Here is an 18105-nt window from a genome sequence, read left to right on the forward strand (position 1 = left end):
GTCGCTTGGTATCGATTCCGGCCGGTTGCCCTGGCTTTAAAGCCGGATGGATGTTGAAACGACCCGTTGCCGGCCGTGTAGTGATGACGTTATGCCATGGTTTTGCCAGGCAATAAATGATATTAATCATAAAACGGGAAAACGAAAATCGGGAAAAGAAATATTTTGCCGCACCATCTATTGCTGGTTGCGTTTTTGGGTCGATTGAATTCAACAGCCAAGGAGGCAGGCTATGGATTTTGGAATTGCTGGAAAAGTAGCTTTGGTGACGGCCGCCAGCCGCGGATTGGGCCGCGGATGCGCAGCGCAGTTGGCCGCTGAAGGGTGCCGGGTGGCGATCTGTGCCCGTGACGAGAAGACTGTCAAAAAAGCGGCTGAAGAGATCGCTGATCAAAGCGGTAGCCAGGTGATGGGATGGACCGCCGACATGATCCGTACCGATACCATCGACTCCTTGCTGGACAGTGTTCGACAATCCCTGGGAGAACCGGAGATCCTGGTCACCAATGCCGGCGGTCCGCCCCCGGGAAATTTCGCCACAACGCCGCTGGACCAATATGAAAAGGCCCTTCATCTAAACCTGATGAGTGCCGTGCATCTGATTCACGGCGTCGTGCCCGCCATGCAGGCCAAGGGCTGGGGCCGGATTATCGCGATTACCTCGATTTCAGTCAAACAGCCCATCGACAGCCTGCTGCTGTCCAACATGGCCCGGGCCGGATTGACGGGCTTTTTGAAAACCATTGCAACGGAACTGGCTCCCCAGGGCATTACCGTCAATGCGCTATTGCCGGGAACCCATAAAACATCCCGGATCGAACAGCTGGTGCAGCACCGTGCTGCGCAGGAGAAAAAAACACCCGAGGAGATATTGGCGCAGATGATGTCGGCCAACCCGACTCATAGCATTGGTGACCCATCTGATTTCGGTGCGGCGGCGGCCTTTCTGGCCAGTGTCCAGGCGCGGTACATCACCGGTCAGAATTTGCTGGTGGATGGGGGAAATTACCGGGGGCTGCTTTAACACCTGCGTTTTGTTTGTTTTTATTATTCATACGCCTAGTGGCCGGGACACGGATGAATGCGCTTTTTCAACGGATGATGTCGATTGATCGACGATGGGCGCTGGTGGGGCTTGCGGCACTGGTGTTGACCGCTTGCGCGACTGTTCGCGTGCGCCTTCACGAGCAAAAAGTCGATGGGCACTATCTGTACTTTCCCCAGGACGAAAATGAGATTGCCGGCCGGCTGGCGGACGAGATCGGCGACATGCTGCAATTTTTAGCGCGACATGGGCTGACGGTCACGGCCCCCGTCCATATCATCCTTGATCCGGAACTGGATGCCCCGGACCCGATGGTGTTTATGATTCCCCACCGTGAGATCCGGCTGCCCATAAAAGCGCCCGGCGTATTCGAGGATGGGTGGCTGGAACCCGATCCGTGGCGGTACTACCTTTTCAAGGGACTCTGCCTTCAGGCCTTATACGCGATGCGATCCGGTCTGCCGGCGCTGCTGCACAAGGGCTTTGGAGAGATCGTCTCGCCCAACATCGTTTTGCCGGACTGGATTACGGACGGCATCTGCCACTGGCTCTACACCCGCTTCAATCCCGCAAGCCCACCGGATCCACTCAACCTGGCCCTGTTCCAGTTGACGCCGCTTCCGGGGCTGGACGAACTCAGCAATCATCCCGAGGGCTGGCCGGGATACTACAGCTACCGGGTTTTTGGACGCCGGTTTATCCACTGGGTGGTTCAGCGTTATGGATGGCGCAGGGTGCATGATTTCCTTGCCGAGCATGGCCGCGGGATCATTCCCATAGAAATCGATCTGAAAGCCGAGCGCCGGCTGGGAAGCACATGGGCGGGCCTGTGGCGGATGTTCCAGCAGGATGTGGCCGGACCCAAGGGGACGGATGGCGGAATTCACCTGGTCGGGTACTGGCCTGATCCGTTTGTCTATTGGAACCGCAAAGGCGTGTATCCGGGGGTAGATCAGACGGGGCATCGCAGCCGATACGGGTGGCTCGAGGCGGGCCGAACCCTATGGCTGTCCCAGTACGATGAACAAGGGGTGTCCAAACGGGTCCGCACCATTGGCGATCAGCCGGTTTGGACAGCCGACGAACACGTCTGGGATCCCGGTCCTGGCGGTGTGGCCGTCACCCGTGACGGTCATCGACCGGGATTGGTGATTTTTGCAGGCAATGGGGACAGCCTGGCATCATCCGATTGGCTGTGGCTGTCGACAAAAACGCGGCTTTTCCATATCCCGGGGCCTGATGGTGTCATTCAGCTAAGCGGGCCGGTGAGGGATTCCCATGGGCGTATTGCCGTTGCCGGTAACACGGGAGGCAACTGGGATATCTGGTTGTATGACAACGGCTGGCAACGCTTGACCCAGGATACTGCAACAGACATCGACCCCTGGTTTGAGGGCCAGACAATCCTATACGCCACCGACCGAAGCGGCGTCTTCCGGATCGTCGATACGGCCGGAAACGTCCGTTCGGCCTGTGAAACCGTTGCGGTAATGCCCAGGGATAACTCCTGCCTGTGCCTGTCCGGCAATGGATGGACTCCGACGGCGCTTTTGCCGGTCAAGGAAAATGCAGCACCCGCCGGCACCGTTTCAGCGGGTGCGACAAGCGATGAACAAGGGACCCGATCAGCGCCGGCCGCCTCCCCGGATATGCCGGAACCAGAAAAAAGTGGCCGCGGCCCAGGCCATGCTGAACCGGCGCGTCGCTACCGTCCATGGCGCAGTGTACCGCCCAATTACCTGATGCCGGAGCTGTTCATCAGTGATACCGATTTCCAGTTGGGGGTTGCCACCACCGGTTATGATGCCAGCGGCGATTATCGTGTCGACGGCGGTGTCCGCTACTCGGCGGACAACGCATTCTGGTCGTTGCGGGCCGGTGTGTCGGCCATGGGGGCGGGGTTGCGTTACACGCGCTACCCGTTTAGCTACGAACCGGCGGTGGGCGACGATGTGGATGAATCCCGGCATGAGGTCAAAGCCTACTGGCGTCCCTGGGAGTCGGATAAGATCGAGCTGTCTTTCAATTACCGGTTTTTCGAGGATAATCTCAACGACAAACAAAACCATACAAAAGCCTGGGGGGCCGTGCACCTGTCGGACACCTATGGCCGGCATGGTGTCTGGTTGGATACAGAGTGGTTCGCTGATGAAAGCCTTTCGGTTTTCGGCGGTGGCCGGCTCCTGTTCGGTGAATCTATATACAGCATGCTGCACCTGCAAGCCGGGCATACCTGGGGCGATCTATCACCCGGTCATAACACCTACCGGGTCGGCGGTGATGTGGTGGAGGGCTATTTTACCCAGCGGCCATCCCGTCTTTTCCCGCTGCGAGGGTTCGATGCCAGTATTCTGGACGCAGGCCAGGCCGTCACATCGGGATTTGAAGTCTTCTGGCCCCTGGCCACACTGCAGGCCGGATACGAAACCCTGCCGCTGTTCTTGCACCGGATGATGATCGGTACCTTCGTGGACGTCGGCGTGGCCGCCGATCCGTTCACCCGTGAGGATATCCTGGTCGGCGGGGGATTCGAACTGGTCACGACCATGGAGATCGCCTGGGGACATTTTTCATCTTTTCGTGTGGGTATTGCCTGGCCCCTGAGGCAGCCCGACAGCATCGACCAGGAGGGACCCATTTTTCTCATTCAGCTTGGCAGACCGCTTTAAACCCACTTGTTTTTTCCGATACCCATCGATCAAAACTTAACTGTCAGGGTGCCGGTGACGCCCAGACGCGGTGATTGCTCGACGTAGCTTGCGGCGGGATCACCGTAAAAGGCAAGGTCGATGTCGAACCGATCCAGATTCAGGCCCATTCCCAGACTGGCCCCGGTTCCCGGCCATGGAATATCTTCCTTGAGATTACCCGCGGCAGAGGTTTTGGCAATGACCGGATAGACAAGGCCGGCCCGCAGCCGAAGGTACCGGGCCAAGCGGTACTCCACCCCGCCGCGTAAAAACCAGATGGTGGTAGATTGCTTGCTGTCCCCGCCGAACCGTCCATAGATGAGTTCACTGTCCAGAGAGAGGGTGGCCTGCCCGATGGCATGCGCCAGCGCCAGCGTGGCGTATTTTGGGGCGGAAAACCCGCTGTATTCGCTTTTAAAGGAAAATCCGATCAGGTTTTTAAACATGAGGGCCAGGCGGGTTGCATCGGAAAACCGGTAGAGGGCGGCCAGATCAATGGCCTCATATTCGACAGCCAGATTCCGGGGCGATGAGGACGCATCCGAACCACCGCTCGGACAAAGCCGTGTACTTCAATCCAGGTGGAGATAGTTGATTCCCAGCAAGAGCCGTTTGCTGTCCAGGGGCGAAAATGCCAGGGAAAAGCGAAGGTCCGTGGTGCGGGACTGAATCTCACCTGAAAAATCATCATCCGCATCCACCATTGCCATGGACAGCAAGGTGGCTGAATAGTCATCCCAGACATCCTCGCCGCTGTCCCCGTTAAAGCGCAGCCTGTTGACCATGGCCAGACCGATTGTCAACTGGCGTCGTCTCAACGCTTTCACCGGAGGGCGGTAGATGATCCCGGCATTGCTGAATACACCGGGATAGTCTACCGACAGAAAAAGCTTATTGTCGGTCAATTGGGCCAGCCCGGCCGGATTCCAAAATACGGCCGAGGCATCATCGGCCACGGCCGTAAAGGCCCCGCCCATACTCATCGCCCGGGCACCGATGCCCATGCCCAGATCGGAGCCGTGTAGGTAATCAAAGTCGACTTCGGCACGCGCCGTCGTCACCGGAACAGCCCAGGTCAAGAATACGAAAGCGATTGCCGCCCGGAAGAAACCCGTTCCTGCAGGGGATTTTAAAAAAATGCCTGGGTTCATCTATGTTTCAGTCTCTTCAAAGACCTCATGTACCCAGCTCAATGCAGCGATCATATTCGGGAAACCGGTTGTTGTCATTGCCAGTAGAACGGCATGTTCGATTTCTTTGTTTGATGCACCGGCCGATAGTGCTTTGCGCGTGCTCGACATGACACCCCCGCGGGAATTGACTCCCACTGAAATGCCCAGCTTGACAAGATTCTGGGTTTTGCCATCCAGAGGCCCTGCATTTCTGGTGGAAATTCCAAGCTGCTTGAACTCGTTGAACAGCGTTGGATAGCTTTGTTGAAATTTTTTGTATACGTCGGGTAAGTACATGGGGCCTCCTTGTTAATGGTTGCCGGGATGACAAAAATAGCATACCGGCCAATCGCACACCTTTCAAAAACAACGCGGGTCTGTGGCTTTTCCAAGCGACGCTATACTTTTGAAGTTATTGCGGTTTCAAGGCTACTGTCAAGTGCCGTTTCTATCGCAATCATCGCATTCGTCAGCTTTTCTGCAACGCTTAGCGATGATGGGGGCGGCTATGCGTTTCTTGAAGGTGTTGATTGAGAAAAAGATTATCTTCAATAACGCTTTACTGATCCTTTAGCTGACTGATCAGTTCGTTGATTTCATTTAGCTTAAAGGGCTTGTTGAGAAATGCAAAGGCGCCGTATTGAAGGGCTTCTTCCCGCGTTTTTTCTTCTCCGTGGCCTGTCATGATAATAACCTGTGAGGAAAGGTCTTCTTCTTGGCACCATTTTAAAAGCGTGATGCCATCCAAGCCCGGCATACGGATATCCAAGAAAACAACATCATATTCATTTTGTTGCATTATTTCTTGTGCGCACAGACCGTCCGGTGCACAGTCCGTTGCATGTCCAAAATGTTTCATCATGGCGGTCAATGTATCGCGAACAACGGTTTCATCATCAACAATGAGAATTTTTAACGAAGATTCTGGTTTCATCGTCTATCCTTCTTGGGCGCATATGGGTAATCTGATTTCAAAACGAGTCCATTCGTCTGCTGTACAAACATATTCAATGGTTCCTTCAAATGACTCAACAATTGATTTACAGATGGACAACCCCAGTCCGGTCCCTTTATCCGGTGCTTTGGTGGTAAAAAAAGGATCAAAGATCTTGTCGGCCACATCTTGATCGATACCGTTGCCGTTGTCATCGATCACCAACACCGCTATTGCCGGGGATCCGTTTTTACAATACGCACTCGTATTGACGCGGACACAGGGATGATAGGATTTGTCTTCAACCGCCTTGCGCTGTTCCACAGCATGGCGGGCATTGCTCAACAGATTTAAAATAACCTCCTCAACGGAAAAGGCATTGACCTTGACCCACAATGGGTGTGCAGAAAAATTTTGTTGAAGCCGCAAGCCATGAGACTTAAACTGGGCACGCAGCAGGTTTAGCGCTGAATCGGCTGTTTGGTTAAGATCAACAACGCTCGTCTCTACACCCCCGGCATCGCGGGCGAACAATCGAATATGATTGATGATGTGTACCATTCGATCCGCCTGGCTGACAATTTTTTCCGCGTAGTCACGAATCGAATCAATGGATGGGTCTTGCTCGTTATCCAAAGCGTAAATCATCAGCTCGGCAAATCCCCGAACGCCAACAAGGGGTTGATTGAGTTCATGGGCGATTCCAGCGGCCATTTCACCCAGAGACCGCAGCCGATCCGAACGGATGCGTAAGGTTCGTTGCTTGACCAATTCGCATTCCGCCTGTTCGCGTTTCTGAATCTCTGCTTTGAGCTGCTGGTTTTTGGAAAAAAGGATGGTTTGCTGTTTGGCCGCTTCATCGAAACGCGTTTTTAAAATCAGGTTCTGGGCTGAAAACCAGAGGATCGACCCCAATGCCACCAGAACAACAATTGCCAACGCGCCCATACCGATGATCAGCCGCATGGGTGTAAAACCACCGGTAATTTGATCGGTCGGTATCCAGGCCAGGTATTGTAGGCCAATGTTTGGAATGGGCAGGCAGGCCATTAGCATTTCTTGATTCCCACGACCTAGCGGATGCTGCTCATAAAATACACTGGGCTTGTTCCGTTTTTTAAGTGTTTCATGCAGTACTTGCTGAATAATCGCCTGGGGGGCTGCCGAATCAGGTAAAAGGGTATTGCCCTTATCATCAAGCAAGCCGGCTCCACTTCGCGTGTTGTTATCGTTTAAAGTCAAAAAATGAGAAAATAAGGCCCTATCGTTGAGCCAAACCACGAGTCCACCAGCCGTTTTGCCTTTATACGAGCAGCTTGTGGATATTAACAACTGGGGTTGATTGTCCTCGATCGTAAGGAAAAAATCTGGTGATCCTTGAACCGGTCGAGGAACCGCAAAATGACGATCTAATTTTCCGGCTGTGTCCACCAGGATGTTGCCGGCGTTGTCCAAAAGGACGAATCGTGAGTATATTTTAGTTCCCTGGATATTTCGCGCCGCCAGGGTCTTCTCCAATAACTGCTTGATCATGAAAAGATTGACCTTGAGTCCGTACTGCACAGACATGCCCAACGTTCTATTTATAAAGTAATTGTTGATTTCCCGGGAATGGGCAAGCATTTTGAGATCATATTTTCTTTCCGAAAAGAAGTATCCGAGTGAGGTTGCCCGTTTTTCAAGGTATAACCGAAAACGGTTCAAGGATGCCTCACGCAGGGCCATCTGACTTCGAAAATTTGAGACCACTAAAAAAATGATAAAAGCGACCAATAGCAGACTGGCGGCTGTCAAAGCCAAAATGGGTTTTTTCTGGTGAATGGTCCAGAAAACCGGTAAACGAGATGTGATTTGCTTTTTCAAGTGGCGAAGTATCATGGAAAGCCGGAGGCATCACTTTAGAAAATCAGGATAATAGGTAAAAACCGAGGGGTAATACTTCATTACCAGGCGCCGGTAGGAACCGTCAGATTTATAGCGCTTGAAAAAGGTTTCAAACGCGGCTTTGAGTTCTGGCGATGATTTTGAGAACCCAGGCGCCATTTCCTGCCGCTTTGAAACTGGCCCTACAATCTTAATGTCACCCGGCCATTTTTCAAGAGCGATCAAGGCAACCGGTACATCCATCAGGGTCGTCTCCACAATTCGGGCGATGACCAGCGGGATCATTTCACAGATATCGCGGCTCGGGTCAAGCAATTGAATGGATGCACCGGTCTCTTCGAGTTTGTATAGACTAGGGTCAAGGCAACTGTCTTCTAAAACTAGAACACTGCGACCGTTCAGCTTCTTTTTTACCGCGTTGATATCATTTTGAATACTACCCGTGGGGGTGACGGGGCTCAAATCCGAGCCTGCGTAGGTAATCAACCACACGCCGGTTGGAAAATAGGCCGATGCAAAGTCGATCAATTTCTTACGCCAAGGCAAGATGGTGAAACCGGAGGCAATCACATCTCCCTGAACCGGACATTTACCCGTAAGGATAACATCTTCGCCATGGGTTTGGAACGTTTTGCCGGTCAGGTCGGCGACAATGTCGCGCCAGGAGGAATTAACAAACTCATACTCGACGCCAAGATATGCTGAAAATTTTCTCATCAGTTCCACATCCAGTCCACTCTCGATGCTGGAAATGAAGTTGGCATAGGGGATGCCCAGGTGGCGAAGCTTGCCTGCTTTGAGAACATCCTGCAAGTCTCTGGCCAGCGATGGTGGATGGATCAGTGTGAGATTCAACGCCAACGTGAACCCCAGCAATAAACACACTTTGCGCGCAGCGGACAGCCTCGGAGCCCAAACCGTCCGCAGGTGGCAAAGATGTTGCCTTATCCGGTTCATTTAATTGCGTCCCTTTCTTCGACGCTAAAAAAACCCCCAAGATACAAATAGATGGATGGGTAGTAGGTATGAACCATCTCATCGTATGCGCCGGATGCTTTTAACTGACGAAAAAAGCGGTTGAACTCAGCAAGCAGCGCAGGGGATGATTTGGATACTGCCACGGCCATCTGTTGGGGCTCGGATATCGGGCCAATGACCTTAATTTCACCCGGCCATTGTAAGAGTGCCACCAGGGCGTTGGGGATATCAAGAAGGGCGGTTTCAGCAAACCCCTTGACGATTGCCGGCACAATATCGTCCAAACTCTCAGTGGGATCAAGTTCGCGAATGTCCGCCCATGTGGAATACAAGTCATAAAGTCGTGCGTCAAGGCAGGTGCCGTTCATGGTGAGTAACGTCTGTCCTGACAGAAGATTTTTCACTTGATCAATATCGGTTCGGATATTTTCACTTGGTTTGATCGGTTTGATTTGTGAATCCACGCGGGCAATCAGCCAAACACCGGTTGGAAAGGTCGGGATTGAAAAATCGACCACCGCTTTACGCCATGGCAATATGGTCAGTCCATTGGCAATGATATCCCCACGCACCTCTGTCTGGCCGGTTACCACCACCGAGCCATCATCCTCCGATTGAACCATTTGCCCGGTCAAATCGCCGAAAATGGTCGGCCAGGTCGTTTCCACCCATTCGTATGCCACGCCAAGATGTTCTGCAAAACGCTGCATCAGTTCCACATCCAACCCCTCAAGGCCATCGGCACTCGGGCTTACAAAATTGGCGTAAGGGATACCCAGATGACGTAATACACCGCGTTGACGGACGTCATCCAGATCATCGGCAAACGCCGCTGCTGAGATGATAAAAGCCAGCGCTGTAAAGATAAAAAGAAAACTTGGTGTTTTAAACGGATACCTGAAAAAACAAATCATAATTCAATTTCCTTAAGCACTTAAACACAAACTCCACCACACCGTTATCGTTTAAAACGTAAACGAGAAAATGTTTGCGTATCTTTAAGTCGTTATAAAATTTTAGACTTGACAAAAAGATACAATACCAAAAATTGAATATCAAAGTCTCATAACAGCAATACCAGCCAAACTCAAGACGACAATCGGAGATACAGACAAATCGATTCTCTAATTCGGAAGCCATACAAACGGTACACCCCCATGTTACAACATTGGGGTACACAAGAAAAAAGTAGAAGAGAAAATTAAAGGCGGTTGGCCTTGTAATCGGTGGGAGGCTTAATCATCATTTGGCCCTACTCGATGATTGAATCAGTATAATCGATTTCATCTGCCAAAACGAAAATACCGGGGTCGGTTTCAAAACCCAGGCTGGGATTGTTACTCAGGTAACTACGGTCAATGCTGAGGCTGCCGCTGCGGTCGTTGCTGACGAAAAAGATCGCGCCGCCCCCTTCGTTGGCTGTATTGTTGGTCAGCGTACTGCCGCATACCCAAAGGGTAAAGGTATTGCCATCGTTGTAGATCGCACCGCCGTTGCCACCGCCCGGGGTGCCGGTTTGCGCCGGATTGGCACCGTACCCAATGGCCAGATTGTGGCTCATGACGCTGTTGATCACGGTGAAGGAAACACCGATACTGCTAAGGGCCCCGCCGTTGGATCCCACGTTACCCAGGTCATCCCGGCCGCCGAAAGTCGAATTGACCACATACACCGGCTGGTTATCGTACTGGCTGAGAACACGAACCGCTGCGCCCCCAACGTCCGGTCCGGTCTCATCGCAGCGATTATTGAAGAAACGACAGTTGACGATCTTGAACCGTCCGCCGCGAACAAAAATGGCGCCGCCGCCATCCGGATCATCGCCAACCGATTGGCCATTGACAAAGGTCAGGTTTTGTATGGTCAGGCGCGGGTGATCCTGGTTCTGACAATGGCTTGTGGTCCACACCAGGTCCGCATCGCAGGTATTCATATAAAGGTTGCTTTTACAAACGCCGGTTGAAGGATCAAATTTGATATCGGCGGTTCTTTTCAAATTTTGAAGCCCAAACAGATCCAAAAGGTCACCCATTGCTCCCGGTTAAGGCAGTCAACTCAAATGCGGTTAGCCGATCCGATACCAAGTGATCCCTTGCAATCCGTTATGGGTTCACTATATAAAACGACTATCCGACTGTATCTTCCCATCTGCTGTTTCATCAGGAGCGCTGACCATTGACCGATGACCTTGAACTGTATCATCAACTGTTCCAGCATGCCCCCATCGGTATTATTCGCACCACCTTAGGTGGCCGGCTTTTGGATGTCAATCCAGCGCTGGCACAGATGCTGGGTTACCGCTCAGTCGAAGAGAATATTACCGCGATTAAAAATATTGTCAGCGAGTTGTATGTTGATCCACTGCACCGTGAAAAGCTCCTGCGCATAACCGCCGAAAAGGATCAACTCCTCAATTTCGAAAGCCAGTTCTACCGCAAGGACGGCAGTATCATGGACTGTCGCATTCATGTTCGCATCGCCCGCGGGCAAGATGGCGGGGTAAGTTACCTGGAAGGCTTTGTGGAGGACATCAGCCAGCAAAAGCGCACTTCAAAAGCCCTGGAAGATAGCGAGATCCGTTATCGATCGGTGTTTGAGAATACCGGATCCGCCACCATCATCATCGAAGCGGATATGACCATCTCCCTGGCCAATACCGGTTTTGTAAAAATGACCGGCTATTCCAAAAAGGAAATCGAGGGCAAGATGAAATGGCCGGCGATTATCGCCCGCACGGAGGACCTCGAACGCATGATGGCCTACCATTTCAATCGGAGAAAATTCGAAGAGAATGTACCCATCGAATACGAGTTCATCCTCATGGACCGCCAGGGGGTAAAGAGAAACGTTTTTGCCCGGGTGGACATGATTGCCGGGACCCAGCGTAGTGTGGCCTCGATTCTGGATGTCAGCTTTCTTAAAAAAAAGGGTGCCTTGCTGCAAAAGGAAAATTTACGTCTGCGCTCCGCCCTCAAGGACAGCTGCCGGCTCGGCAATATCATCGGCAAGAGCCTTTCCATGCAGCAGGTGTATGAGATGATTTTAAGAGCGTCGGCAACCGATGCCAATGTAATCATCTATGGGGAATCCGGCACCGGCAAGGAACTGGTCGCCCGGGCCATTCACGACATGAGTGATCGCCGGGATAGGCGTCTCGTGCCGGTCAACTGTGGCGCCATTCCCCGGGAACTGATGGAAAGCGAATTTTTCGGCTACCGCAAGGGCGGATTTACCGGCGCCGTGCACGACAAACCCGGGTTCTTTGATCTTGCTGCAGGTGGAACGCTTTTTCTGGATGAGCTTGGTGAGCTTACCGAACAGATTCAGGTGAAACTGCTGCGGGTGCTGGAAGGCGGCGGTTATACGCCCATCGGTGGGGTTGAGCCATGTCAGCCGGATGTTCGGATTGTTGCCGCGACCAATCACAATCTTTCCGACCTGGTCAGGAGCGGGCGCATGCGCGAGGATTTTTTTTACCGCATCCACATCATTCCCATTTATATGCCGCCGCTGTGCGAGCGCAAGGATGACATCCCGCTTTTGGTGGATTATTTCCTGCATAAATACGACCCTTCCCGTTCGATTGTGCTGAGCAAAGGCGAGCTTGATATGCTCAAGGCCCATGATTGGCCGGGAAACGTACGCGAACTGGAAAATACCCTCCAGCGCTACGTCAGTCTCAATGCACTGGCCTTTGCCGGAGATTCGTATGGGGCTGTCAAGGCGAGCACAAAAAAACTTGTGCATGATCTTAACGCGCCGACCCTGCATCTGCGTGAGGCGGTTCGCCGTTTTGAAAAAAGCTATATCACCGAGAGCCTGAGGCGGCATGGCTGGAACCGGACAAAAACAGCCAGTGCCTTGGGCCTGGGGCGCAAGACTCTTTATTTGAAAATGAAACAGCTCGGCATCACGCCACAGCCGGACGCTGTGTTGGAAATTACCCGATCGGGTCACTTCTAACCCACCTGTAAACTTATCCCTATTAATTCAATGGGCTATCGCCCGCCGCCGGTAATCGGTGGGGCATTGACGACCCATTACATTTCCACGCAGGTTGGCTTGATTGCCATCCAACATATCAAATTCATAGCTAAAAAAAACGATCGCAGCTTGGCACATCCAGTGCTTTGAGAAATGGCGTTCTGGCGGTGTAGCCGAGAATTTTTAATCGCCAGGCCGTTATTAGCATTTCAACAAGGGCAGACAAAACAAGGAGGGAACCATGCAAGTGCCGATGAGCCCGGTCAGAATTCTCAATCGGGCGGTGAAGCTGTATCCGGAAAAAACAGCCGTCGTCGACGGTGATCTGCGGCTGTCCTATGCTGAGGTTCAGAAAAGGGTCAACCAGGTGGTGCATGCGGTCGCGGATTTGGAGATAACGCCGGGGGGCAGGGTGGCGGTGCTCGACTTCAACACCCACCGTTATATGGAACTGTATTTCGGCATGGCGGCGTCCGGGCGGGTGCTCGCGCCGCTCAATACGCGGCTCAGCGCCGAGGAGTACACCTATATCCTCAACGATGCCGGTGCTGAAGCCATTGTTTTCCACGCTGATTTTCTGCCCATCCTGGAGCAGATTCACAGCCACATCGACAGTATTCGCTATTTTTATATCGCCGATGGGCCGGCCGAGGCCGATTGGATCACCGGGACCTATGCCGATTGGATCGATGCGGCGGCGGATACGCCCGCAGGCGGTGAGCCGGCGGACGAGAACGCCACGCTCAATCTCTACTACACCAGCGGAACCACGGGAAATCCCAAGGGGGTGATGCTCACCCATCGGAATATCTATGCCAATGCCCTTACCACGATCATCAGCTTCAAGCTGGGCGATGCCACGGTCTGGCACCATATCGCGCCGCTGTTTCATCTGGCCGACGCCTTTTTTATCTGGTCGGTGACTTACCAGCGAGAGCGTCTGGCCCGGTTCAAAGTCCCCAAAACGATTCAAATGCTTTCCGAACTCCCCAAGACCGGTTCGGGCAAGATCCTCAAGACCGAGTTGCGCCGACAGTTTTCAGGCCAGTAACAGGGCCTGGTACAACCTTTAAAACGGACTCGAAAGGAGCGACATATATGACTTCATCATCTCTTTCAGCCGAAGATAAATCCAGATACAGTATGCTCAGCAAAGCGAATATTGACTTTCTCATGGATCGCTACAACCCGGTCAACCGCTGGGTCATCGCCGACATGATCCGCCGCACTGCCTACCACCACCCTGACAAAACGGCCGTTATCTTCGGTGAGAAACGTATGAGCTACCGTGAATTGGAAGCGGCAAGCAATCAGGTGGCAGGTGCGCTACTTAGCCTGGGGGTGGAGAAATACGACCGTGTGGCCATTCTGGCCCACAATACCCTCCACCACGTGCTGACCTGGCTGGGGTGCTGCAAGATCGGGGCGGTCTATCTGGCCATCAACTATCTGCTCAAAGGTAAAGATATCTCCTACTGCATCGATCATTCCGAAAGCCGCGTGTTTATCGTCGAGGATGCCCTGTACAGCCTGGTTGAGGACGTCCTGGACGACATGAAGACTATCGAGGCCCTGGTCTGGTCCGATGACATGGCCGGCCAGGCACCACCCGATGACCGTTTCCGGAATTTCGAGACCTGGTATAAAACCTTTCCCTCTGATGTGCCCGATGCCTTGCTGCGCATCGAGGATCCCTGTCAGATGACTTATACGAGTGGGACGGAGTCCCTGCCCAAAGGAGTCATTATCAGCAACCAGGCCCTGATGGCCCAGTACATGGGGGCCATTATCGACGGCCGCTACGATGCCGACGACATCAATGTCAATGCGCTGCCCATTTATCACTGCGCCCAGCGGGATGTGTTTCTCAATCCCATCTTCTGGGTGGGGGGCACCAATATTCTGATGGCGCCGGACATCGGCGAGATTTTGAAAACCATTGCCGAGCACCGGGCCACCATGTTTTTTGCCCCGCCCACGGTCTGGATCGGCATGCTGCGCCATCCGGATTTTGATACCTTTGATCTTTCCAGCCTCAAAAAAGCTTACTACGGGGCGTCCATCATGCCGGTGGAAGTGCTCAAGGAGATGCTCGAACGACTTCCCGGCGTGGGCATTTACAACTACTACGGCCAGACCGAACTGGCGCCTTACCACACGATCCTCAAGGCTGAGGATGCCCTGACCAAACTGGGTTCGGCCGGCATGGGCGGACTCAACATGGAAACCCGTCTGGAAGCGGAAGACGGCCAGCCCATCGATGCTGTAAAGACCCCCGGTGAGATCTGTGGCAAGGGGCCCCATGCCCTGACCATGTACTTCAAGGATCCGGAGAAGACCGAGGACGTCATGCGCGGCGGGTGGTTTCATTCCGGTGATATCGGTGTGCTTGACGAGGATCGTTACATCTCGGTGGTGGACCGGAAAAAAGACATGATCAAGACCGGTGGCGAGAATGTCTCCACCCGTGAGGTGGAGGAGGCCATTTACCAGGATCGCCGGGTGGAGGAGGTGGCCGTGATCGGTGTGGATCACGTCAAATGGGTGGAGGCGGTAACTGCCATCATCGTTGTGCGCCAGGGAGAGACTATCACCGAAGAAGAGATCGTCCGCCTGTGTCGTGAACATCTGGCACCGTTCAAGGTGCCCAAAAGAATCATTTTTACCGAGGCGCTTCCAAAGACGCCCACCGGCAAAATTTTAAAACGCGAGATGCGCAGGACATATAAGGATGTTTTTGCAGATCGATAATTTAAAGCCTGTTTGAGAAGCCTCAGACAGGCTATTAGACAAGCTATCGGGTATGGGTTCCCACGCATGAGCGTGGGAACCAGAAGAACGGAATCGAAATGGTTATTCTTGATCGGGAATCTGGATCATGAGAACGTCACCCTTGGCCCGGATTTTTCCTTCAGCTGAGAGCGTGGCGTCGAGCCAAACCTTGCGCCCGCTGATTTCACGGATTTTTGCACGAATCTCAAGGGGGGTGTTGACGGGACCGGGCGCCAGGTAATCGATTTTGAGCGAGGCGGTGACAAAGCGTTCCAGCGGCTGAACTTCCAGATCGATCCCGTCTTCGCGGGCCTTGGCGGCCGAGGCGGTGGCGGCACAGTGGCAGTCGATCAGCGAGGCGATCAAACCGCCATACAGGTAATCGGGGAATCCGCCGGTATAGTATGCCTTGGGCGTGAAATGGCAGACCCCCTCATCACCGTCCCAGTAGCTTTTAATCTTCAGTCCGTGTTCGTTTAGGCGGCCGCAGCCAAAACAGTGGGAATAGTTGTCCGGATAGCAGTCCTGAAATGCCTTAGGGGCCATTTTGCTCCTCCACAGTTTACCATTTTTTCAAAAGTTAATTGCAATTGATGAAACCTTGGGTTTATGCCCGATCGATCCGAAAAAGTTCGGACCTTTCCGGCGAGACAATAATGCCGCAGATGCTTTTTTGAACATCGAACATCGAACGTCCAACATCGAATGATGAGATCACTTCGCTCCACCGTTTGACAAGGAAAACGCATGGCTTCATTTATTGTCGCTTTTGATGGCCGATACCCGCAATAGAAAACGATAGAATGCCATATTCGATGTTCGACGTTGGACGTTCAATGTTCATTTATCTGGTTATAAGCCCCCTCCGAGGGCTTCATCAAACCACCTGCTATAAAGGTGGTCGGTGATTTTGTTGTCATGCCATTATTTTCTACTTTTATCAACTCTATGAAAAAAAGAATCCCCACCGGTTAGCGCAAGGCAACCGGTGGGGACCTATTTAAAGCGAATTTTATGCTACCTATTGAATCAATTCACCCGCCGCTCCTGTCCCGCCCACTCTTTCTCTCTTAATTTAAATTTTTGAATTTTACCGGTGGCGGTTTTGGGCAATTCGCCGAATTCAACAGATTTGGGGGCCTTGAAGCGAGCCAGGTTGTCTTTGCAGAAAGCAATGATTTCTTCTTCGGTGGGATCTGTGCCCGGTTTGGTCACGACAAAGGCTTTGGGGACTTCCCCCCACTTGGTATCAGGCACCGGAACCACGGCCACCTCGAGGATTGCCGGATGGCGGTAGAGGGTGTTCTCGACCTCGACGGTGGAGATGTTCTCACCACCGCTGATGATAATGTCTTTTTTACGATCCATGATCTGGATGTAGTTGTCCGGGTGCATGACCGCCAGATCACCGCTGTGAAACCAGTCCCCTTTGAATGCGATTTCAGTGGCTTCCGGGTCGTTGTAGTATCCCAGCATGACATTGTTGCCCCGCATGACGATCTCACCCATGGTTTTTCCGTCCCGAGGCACTGGCTGCATGGTTTCGGGGTTGACCACGTCCATGTACTGGGCCACGATGTAGGGAACGCCCTGGCGGGCCTTAAGTTGGGCTTTTTCATCGGCCGACAGACCATCCCATTGGGGTTGCCACTGGCAGACGCTATGGGGGCCGAAGACCTCGGTCAATCCGTAGGTCTGCGTGATGTTGGCGCCGACGCTTTCCATGTTTTGAATGACCGTGGGGGCGGGGGGCGCGCCGGCGGTCATGATTTCGAGCTGCTTTTCAAGTTTGAGCTGATGCTCGGTGGCATAGGTGGACATGCCGATCAAAATGGTGGGCGCCGCACAAAGGTGGGTGACCCCTACCTCGGCAATGATTCTGTAAATCTCTTCCGGGACAACTTTGCGCAGGCACACATGGGTTGCGCCCATGGCAGTGATGCCCCAGGTGAAACACCAGCCGTTGCAATGAAACATGGGCAGGGTCCACAGGTAGACCGAGTCGGCGCTTGTGCCGAACTCCAACTGCTCGCCGATGGCGTTCAGGTAGGCACCGCGATGGTGGTACATGACTCCCTTGGGCAGGCCGGTCGTTCCGCTGGTGTAGTTGATGGTCGCCACCTGGCGCTCGTCATCAACGTCAATGTCGACCGGATCCGGATCGCCTTCGGCCAGAAACGCCTCGTAGTCCGGGCCGTCCAGGGGCGCCTCGGAACTGATATCGCAGATATTGACCACGGTCTGCACCTTGATCAGTTCAGACAGGCTCGGGCTCACCAGATTGGCAAACTCATTGTCCACAAAAATGGCCTTGCTGTCCGAATGATTGATAATATAGGCAATTTCTCCGGACGACAGCCGAATGTTAATGCTTACCAGGGCGGCGCCGATCATGGGCACGGCATAGTGTGCTTCGAGCATGGGCGGCGTGTTGGGGCAGATGAAGGCCACCTTGTCACCTTTGCCGATGCCCCTTTTCTTCAGGGCACTGGCCAGACGGTTGACCCGCTCGTAAAACTGGCGGTAGGTTCGACGCTGGTCATTGTAGATGACGGCTTCCTTGTCGGGAAAGACCATGGCACTGCGAACCAGGAATTTAACTGGGCTGAGTACATCATAATTGACAAAAGGGTGAGACATGGTCGG

The 18105-nt window shown here is 53.1% G+C and carries 16 protein-coding genes; 6 read left to right on the plus strand and 10 right to left on the minus strand.

Annotated features, from left to right (window positions below; genetic code table 11):
* Positions 1–232 precede the first annotated feature (232 nt).
* Positions 233–1024, plus strand: a complete 792-nt coding sequence (locus Dvar_RS10360) for an SDR family oxidoreductase (protein ID WP_419661611.1) — start codon at positions 233–235, stop codon at positions 1022–1024.
* Positions 1025–1077: 53 nt separating this feature from the next.
* On the plus strand, positions 1078–3714 hold the full coding sequence (locus tag Dvar_RS10365) for a hypothetical protein (RefSeq protein ID WP_419661612.1): 2637 nt from the start codon (positions 1078–1080) through the stop codon (positions 3712–3714).
* Between the two features lie 29 nt (positions 3715–3743).
* Here Dvar_RS10365 and Dvar_RS10370 read toward each other — a convergent pair whose 3' ends face one another.
* The 3 genes from Dvar_RS10370 to Dvar_RS10380 all read right to left on the minus strand — a co-directional run bounded on the left by Dvar_RS10370 (position 3744) and on the right by Dvar_RS10380 (position 5204).
* Entirely contained in the window at positions 3744–4181 is a 438-nt protein-coding gene (locus Dvar_RS10370) for a hypothetical protein (protein WP_419661613.1), read from the minus strand.
* 126 nt (positions 4182–4307) lie between these two features.
* The gene (locus Dvar_RS10375; RefSeq protein ID WP_419661614.1) at positions 4308–4886 is read right to left on the minus strand and encodes a UPF0164 family protein; all 579 of its coding nucleotides are present in this window, start codon (positions 4884–4886) and stop codon (positions 4308–4310) included.
* A complete protein-coding gene (locus Dvar_RS10380) occupies positions 4887–5204 on the minus strand; it encodes a carboxymuconolactone decarboxylase family protein (protein ID WP_419661615.1) in 318 nt (105 codons plus the stop codon). It abuts the gene before it with no gap.
* Positions 5205–5231: 27 nt separating this feature from the next.
* Here Dvar_RS10380 and Dvar_RS10385 point away from each other — a divergent pair, with 27 nt between their 5' ends.
* Positions 5232–5441 (plus strand): hypothetical protein, encoded by a 210-nt coding sequence (locus Dvar_RS10385; RefSeq protein ID WP_419661616.1) that lies wholly within the window; start codon positions 5232–5234, stop codon positions 5439–5441.
* Between the two features lie 25 nt (positions 5442–5466).
* Here Dvar_RS10385 and Dvar_RS10390 read toward each other — a convergent pair whose 3' ends face one another.
* The 5 genes from Dvar_RS10390 to Dvar_RS10410 form a co-directional block, all read right to left on the minus strand.
* The gene (locus Dvar_RS10390) at positions 5467–5841 is read right to left on the minus strand and encodes a response regulator (RefSeq protein WP_419661617.1); all 375 of its coding nucleotides are present in this window, start codon (positions 5839–5841) and stop codon (positions 5467–5469) included.
* Positions 5842–5844: 3 nt separating this feature from the next.
* Positions 5845–7704, minus strand: a complete 1860-nt coding sequence (locus Dvar_RS10395; protein ID WP_419661618.1) for a sensor histidine kinase — start codon at positions 7702–7704, stop codon at positions 5845–5847.
* A 30-nt stretch (positions 7705–7734) separates the two neighbouring features.
* The gene (locus Dvar_RS10400; protein WP_419661619.1) at positions 7735–8682 is read right to left on the minus strand and encodes a transporter substrate-binding domain-containing protein; all 948 of its coding nucleotides are present in this window, start codon (positions 8680–8682) and stop codon (positions 7735–7737) included.
* Entirely contained in the window at positions 8679–9617 is a 939-nt protein-coding gene (locus Dvar_RS10405) for a transporter substrate-binding domain-containing protein (RefSeq protein WP_419661620.1), read from the minus strand. Before Dvar_RS10405 ends, Dvar_RS10400 begins: the two co-directional genes overlap by 4 nt.
* Positions 9618–9955: 338 nt before the next feature.
* Positions 9956–10636, minus strand: coding sequence for a hypothetical protein (locus tag Dvar_RS10410; RefSeq protein WP_419661621.1), 681 nt, complete (start codon positions 10634–10636; stop codon positions 9956–9958).
* A gap of 242 nt (positions 10637–10878) precedes the next feature.
* Between Dvar_RS10410 and Dvar_RS10415 the strand changes: the two genes are divergently transcribed.
* The 3 genes from Dvar_RS10415 to Dvar_RS10425 all read left to right on the plus strand — a co-directional run bounded on the left by Dvar_RS10415 (position 10879) and on the right by Dvar_RS10425 (position 15438).
* A complete protein-coding gene (locus Dvar_RS10415; RefSeq protein ID WP_419661622.1) occupies positions 10879–12666 on the plus strand; it encodes a sigma 54-interacting transcriptional regulator in 1788 nt (595 codons plus the stop codon).
* A 262-nt stretch (positions 12667–12928) separates the two neighbouring features.
* A complete protein-coding gene (locus Dvar_RS10420) occupies positions 12929–13738 on the plus strand; it encodes an AMP-binding protein (RefSeq protein WP_419661623.1) in 810 nt (269 codons plus the stop codon).
* Between the two features lie 47 nt (positions 13739–13785).
* A complete protein-coding gene (locus Dvar_RS10425) occupies positions 13786–15438 on the plus strand; it encodes an acyl-CoA synthetase (RefSeq protein WP_419661624.1) in 1653 nt (550 codons plus the stop codon).
* A gap of 102 nt (positions 15439–15540) precedes the next feature.
* Here the strand turns inward: Dvar_RS10425 and Dvar_RS10430 are convergent, their stop codons facing one another.
* Complete coding sequence (locus Dvar_RS10430) at positions 15541–16005, minus strand: PaaI family thioesterase (RefSeq protein ID WP_419661625.1); 465 nt, start codon at positions 16003–16005, stop codon at positions 15541–15543.
* A 483-nt stretch (positions 16006–16488) separates the two neighbouring features.
* On the minus strand, positions 16489–18099 hold the full coding sequence (locus tag Dvar_RS10435) for an acyl--CoA ligase family protein (RefSeq protein WP_419661626.1): 1611 nt from the start codon (positions 18097–18099) through the stop codon (positions 16489–16491).
* Between the last annotated feature and the right edge of the window lie 6 nt (positions 18100–18105).

Source organism: Desulfosarcina variabilis str. Montpellier, assembly GCF_048565275.1.
Classification (GTDB): Bacteria; Desulfobacterota; Desulfobacteria; order Desulfobacterales; family Desulfosarcinaceae; genus Desulfosarcina; species Desulfosarcina variabilis.